This is a genomic window from Amycolatopsis sp. NPDC041971, from assembly GCF_055588925.1.
Map to the genome: position 1 here is coordinate 7,719 of NZ_JBVJCE010000012.1, position 5,363 is coordinate 13,081.

Here is a 5,363-nt window from a genome sequence, read left to right on the forward strand (position 1 = left end):
GGGGGGGGGGGGGGGGGGGGGTGGGCTTTTTTGGGTGTTGGTGGTGTTTGTTTTCCCCCCCCCCCCCCCCCCCCCCCCCCACCCACCAACCGGACCGACGTCGTTCGTTACGCGCGCCGTGCATCCCGTCACGACCGCGTCGGCGGCGTAGTAGGGGCCCCTTCACTACCTTCAGGGTAGGTAAGGAGGCTTCACGGCCTTCCTCTTTCTCCCCGCATCCAGAGGACTAAACGCGGGGAGAAAGAGGAAGGCCCTCGCCCCGCCGAAGCGGAGTGAGGGCCTTCACGGGCCACAGGAGGATTAGAGACCGAGCTCGTCCTCGAAGTTGCCCTCTTCCAGACGCTGCTTGATCGTCGTGACGAAGCGGCCCGCGTCGGCCCCGTCCACCAGGCGGTGGTCGTAGGTCAGCGGCAGGAACGCCATCGACCGGACGGCGATCGTGTCGTTGCCGTCGGCGTCCGCGATCACGACCGGACGCTTCACGACCGCGCCGGTGCCGAGCATGCCGGACTGCGGCTGCACGATGATCGGCGTGTCGAACAGGGCACCGTTGGAGCCGATGTTCGTGATCGTGAAGGTGCCGCCCGACAGCTCGTCCGGCTTGATCTGGCCCGAACGCGCGCGGCCTGCCAGGTCGGCGATGCGGTGCGCGAGACCGGCGAGGCTGAGCTCACCCGCGTCGTGGATGACCACCGACAGCAGACCCTTTTCGGTGTCCACCGCGATTCCCAGGTGCACCGCACCGTGGTAGGTGATCTCCTTCGTGTCCTCGTTGTAGGACGCGTTGACGTTCGGGTGCTGCTTGAGCGCCTCGACGGTGGCCTTCGCGAAGAACGGCAGGAACGTCAGGTTGACGCCCTCGCGCTCCTTGAAGGCCGCCTTCGCCCGCTGACGCAGCTTGGCGATCTTCGTGACGTCCACCTCGTGGACCTGCGTGAGCTGCGCGGAGATCTGCAGCGACTCGCGGGTCTTCGTGGCGGTGATCTGGCGGATCCGGCTGGCTTTCTGCACGGTGCCGCGCAGTGCCGCGAGCTCCGGCGAAACCGCGGCCTTGCGCGGAGCCGACGGAGCGGCGGCTGCGGGGGCCGGGGCGGCGGCAGCGGGCTGCGCGGCGGGAGCCGAGGCGGCCTTCTGCTTGGCCTCGGCGGCCGCGAGCACGTCCTGCTTGCGGATGCGGCCACCGACACCGCTGCCGCTCAACGACGACAGGTCGATGCCGTGCTCCGACGCGAGCTTGCGGACCAGCGGCGTCACGTACGGCCCACTGTCCGAACCGTTGTCGCTGCTCGCCTGGGCCGGCTTCGGCTGCTCGGCGGGCTTCGGCGCGGGGGCGGCCTCCGCCTTGGGCTCGGGCTTCGGTTCCGGCTTCGGCTCGGGCTTCGGTTCCGGTTTGGGTTCCGGCTTCGGCTCGGGCTTGGGTTCCGGCTTCTCCTCGGCCTTCGGCGCCGGGGCGGAACCGGCGGCACCGATCACCGCGAGCACACCGCCGACCTCGACGGTCTCGTCCTCACCGGTGCGAATCTCCAGCACGGTGCCGGCGACCGGGGACGGGACCTCGGTGTCGACCTTGTCCGTGGAGATCTCGAGCAACGGCTCGTCGACCTCGACACTCTCGCCGACCTGCTTGAGCCACCGGGTGACGGTGCCCTCGGTGACGCTCTCGCCCAGCTCGGGCAGCTTCACCTCGGTGCCTTCCCCACCCGAAGCCGGCGCGGTGTCCGGCCGGGACGGCGTGGAGGCCTCCTCCTGCGCGGGCTCCGGCTCGGACTCCGGCTCGGGCTCGGGCTGCGCCTCTTCGGCGGCGGGCTCGGCGGAACCGGAGGACTCCGGCACCCCGCCGGTCCCGTCGTCGATGACGGCGAGCTCGCCGCCGACCTCGACGGTCTCGTCTTCCTGCGCGCTGATCTTCACGACCTTGCCGGCGACCGGGGACGGGACCTCGGTGTCGACCTTGTCCGTGGAGATCTCGAGCAACGGCTCGTCGACCTCGACGGTGTCGCCCTCCTGCTTCAACCACCGGGTGACGGTGCCCTCGGTGACGCTCTCACCGAGCTCCGGCAACGTGACGGAGTAGGCCATCGTTCGCTGACTCCCTTGATATGTCTTGCGTGGTCTGGTTCTTCGACGGTGAGACGTCAGCTGTGGACGTGCAGCGGCTTGCCCGCGAGGGCGAGGAACGCTTCACCGAGGGCCTCGGTCTGGGTGGGGTGCGCGTGGATGAGGGGAGCCACGTCCTCGGGGAACGCCTCCCAGCTGTAGATCAGCTGCGCTTCGCCGATCAGCTCGCCGACGCGGTCGCCCACCATGTGCACGCCGACGACCGGCCCTTCCGGAGCCTTGATCAGTTTGACCCCACCGGAGGTCTTGAGGATCTGGCTCTTGCCGTTGCCGCCGAGGTCGTAGGTGAAGGTGGTGACGTCGGAGCCGTATTTCTCCTTCGCCTGCGACTCGGTGAGGCCGACCGAAGCGACCTCGGGGTGCGAGTAGGTGACGCGCGGGATGCCGCTCTCGTCGATCACGCGCGGCTCCTGGCCGGCGATCTCTTCCGCGACGAAGATGCCCTGCTGGAACCCGCGGTGCGCGAGCTGCAGGCCGGGGACGATGTCACCGACGGCGTAGACGTTCGGCAGGTTGGTGCGTAGGCGGTCATCGGTGAGGACGAAGCCGCGCTCCATCTTGACGCCTGCCTCCTCGTACCCGTGCCCCGCCGAGTTCGGGCCACGGCCCACGGCGACCAGCAGCAGGTCGGCTTCCAGCGTCTCGCCGGACTCCAGCGACACGCTCACGCCGTTGTCGTCCTGCTTGGCGCCGGTGAACCGGACACCGGTCTTGAAGCCGATCTTGCGGCGGCGGAAAGCGCGCTCGAGCTGCTTGGACGCGTACTCGTCCTCGTTCGGGACCAGCCGGGGCAGCGCCTCCACGATGGTGACGTCGACGCCGAAGGACGCCCAGACGGACGCGAATTCGACACCGATGACACCACCGCCGAGGACGATGACCTTCTTCGGGATGTAGTCCAGCGAAAGCGCCTGCTCGCTCGCGATGACGCGGCCGCCCAGCTCGAGGCCGGGGAGCGTCTTCGAGTACGAGCCGGTGGCGAGGATGACGTTCTTGCCGGTGTAACGGGTGCCTTCGACCTCGACGGTCGTGCCGCCGACGAACGTTCCGGTGCCCTCGACGAGGTTCACCTTGTGCGCCTTGGCCAGGCCCTGGAGGCCCTTGTACAGGCGGGAGACGATCCCGTCCTTGTACTTGTTGACCCCGGCGATGTCGATGCCTTCCAGCACGGCCTTGACACCGAAGGTCTCGGCGTCGCGGGTCTCGTCGGCGACCTCCGCCGCGTGCAGGAGGGCCTTGGTCGGGATGCAGCCTCGGTGGAGGCACGTCCCGCCAAGCTTGTCCTTTTCGATCAGGGTGACGGAAAGGCCCAGCTCGGCCGCGCGGAACGCGGCGGCGTAGCCGCCCGATCCGCCACCCAGGATCACAAGGTCGGCGGAGGTGTCGGTCACTTCAATAACTCCTCGGCAAGCGGTAGGGGTGGAGCTCTGGCGCCGCTTCGCGCGGTATACGCGCGCGCGGACACTTGCCATCTTGTCACTACGTATGGAGAGCCTGCGACCTAGGCCGCGTCCTGTGACCCACGGGACACGGCCCGCGCGGGCCGCCACGGGGAGCACACACCGGAGCCGGGATAATGGGCATCGGACGCGAGTGGGAAGTGAGGTGGTCGGAGTGGGTCTGTTCGACTCGCTGCGCCGGCGCTCTAAAGGCGGGCAAAAGCCCGGTACGCTGCGGAAAGCCTCTTCAAACGACTTCAAGCACCTCGAAGAGTGGGCCTCTTCACGGACCGGTGTCGAGGCCTATGTGGAGCCCAAGACCAACGTCACGGAGACCACTGTCGTCCTCATCGCCCATGACGGCGAGTGGACCAGGCGCCGGATCGAGAGCCTGGACGCGGCGCGGCAGTTCGGTCACAAACGGTCGATCCCCGTGTACGAGGTCGCCCGGGTCGGCTACCCGAAGAGGATGCGGGAGTACACCGAGCGGAAGAAGCGCGGCGAAGCCTGACGCGAGGTCAGAGGTCGATGCCGGTGTCGCGGAAGCCGAGCCGTAGGTGGCACGCCTCCGGTCCGTGCTCGCCCGGGACCCAGATCGGGCTGCGCGCAGGACTCGGGGAGAGACCGGGCCACGCGGCCCGGTGGAGTTCACGCGGATTGCGCCAGAAGGAGTAGGTGGCGCTCGAGCAGCGCCCGGAACGTCGGGTGCACCGTCGTGCCCAGCGCCGGGTCGATCTCGACCGTCCGCCACTGTCCGCCGGCGGCGGTGAGCAGCACGACTGCCGGGTCCGAGAGCACGACGACGCCGCCTTCCGCGCGGAGTTCCGCCGTGCCGAGCAGCCGGGGGAAGACGACGTCGGCGGGCAGACCGTCGCACGTCTGGAGGAACTCGCGGTAGTCGTCGGGCAGCCGGAGCCCGAGCCGCGCCTCGGCCGCGCCGATGGTGCGGAGTGACGCCGCCGGGGGAGCGGTGCCTCCGCCACGCAGCCGGAGGATGCCCACGACCATCTCGCGCCACGATCCGGTGTCCGGTGGGTAGCGCTCGTACAGCGCCGCGACCAGCGCCCCGGCGCAGACTTCCGGCCACCCGCCGAGCCCGAGCGGATCGGCCCCCTCGACCAGCCTTGGCGCGAGCCGCCTCGACGCGGCGAGCACGGCGACGTCCGGGCGGCTCTGTCGTGAGGCGATCCCGGCCCAGGCAGCGAGGTCGCCTCGCGCGACGGCCTCACGCAGCCGATCCGGCCGCGACGGCCCGAGGTGTGAGACGGCCTCGCCGATCGGGGAGCCGCCGAGCAGACCGTCGAGATCGGACACCTGCCGGGCGAGGTACTCCTCGTGGGCACGTTCCTCGGCGTCGAGATCGAGCGGAGTCAGCGCCGCGGCCCACTCCGGCCGCGCCCCTCGCGCTTCGAAGAGCATCGCCCACGCCCGGGCCCGCACGGCACCGGGGACCAGGGCGGTGACGGGACGTTCGGTGAGCGCGTGCCAATGCGTGATCAGCCTGTCGGCTTCCGTCATCGCCCCGGACGCGGCGAACAACAGCGCCGCGTGCGCGATCCGGTCGTCGAGCGTCGCGTCTTCGCCACTCAGCACGTCCCTGATCGCGCCTTCGAGATACGCGTCCGTGTCCACGGAATCGACCTTGCCACAACGAGGTTCCGGGGGACACGTCCGCCACCTCGGACCCATAACGCGGGTGGGGGGGGGGGGGGAGGGGTGTGGGGGGGGGGGGGGGGGGAACGGGGGTTTTGGCCGGGGGGGAGTTTGCTGCGTGGTCCTAGCGGGAACGCAAGGGGGGTGGGGGAG

The 5,363-nt window shown here is 69.9% G+C and carries 4 protein-coding genes; 1 reads left to right on the top strand and 3 read right to left on the bottom strand.

The features are described 5' to 3' along the window. Nucleotides 1–300: 300 nt before the first annotated feature. Together sucB and lpdA are read right to left on the bottom strand one after the other, a co-directional pair. Entirely contained in the window at nucleotides 301–2,079 is a 1,779-nt protein-coding gene (gene sucB / locus ACZ6DT_RS22965) for a 2-oxoglutarate dehydrogenase, E2 component, dihydrolipoamide succinyltransferase (RefSeq protein ID WP_465598694.1), read from the bottom strand. A 56-nt stretch (nucleotides 2,080–2,135) separates the two neighbouring features. Then, on the bottom strand, nucleotides 2,136–3,509 hold the full coding sequence (lpdA, locus tag ACZ6DT_RS22970; protein ID WP_465598696.1) for a dihydrolipoyl dehydrogenase: 1,374 nt from the start codon (nucleotides 3,507–3,509) through the stop codon (nucleotides 2,136–2,138). 214 nt (nucleotides 3,510–3,723) lie between these two features. Here lpdA and ACZ6DT_RS22975 point away from each other — a divergent pair, with 214 nt between their 5' ends. After that, on the top strand, nucleotides 3,724–4,068 hold the full coding sequence (locus tag ACZ6DT_RS22975; RefSeq protein WP_043849072.1) for a hypothetical protein: 345 nt from the start codon (nucleotides 3,724–3,726) through the stop codon (nucleotides 4,066–4,068). Nucleotides 4,069–4,205: 137 nt separating this feature from the next. Here the strand turns inward: ACZ6DT_RS22975 and ACZ6DT_RS22980 are convergent, their stop codons facing one another. Beyond that, the gene (locus ACZ6DT_RS22980; protein WP_465598698.1) at nucleotides 4,206–5,189 is read right to left on the bottom strand and encodes an SMI1/KNR4 family protein; all 984 of its coding nucleotides are present in this window, start codon (nucleotides 5,187–5,189) and stop codon (nucleotides 4,206–4,208) included. Between the last annotated feature and the right edge of the window lie 174 nt (nucleotides 5,190–5,363).

Coding starts and splice junctions, on each gene's coding strand:
- sucB (WP_465598694.1), bottom strand. CDS start 2,079: ATGGCCTACTCCGTCACGTTGCCGGAGCTCGGTGAGAGCGTCACCGAG.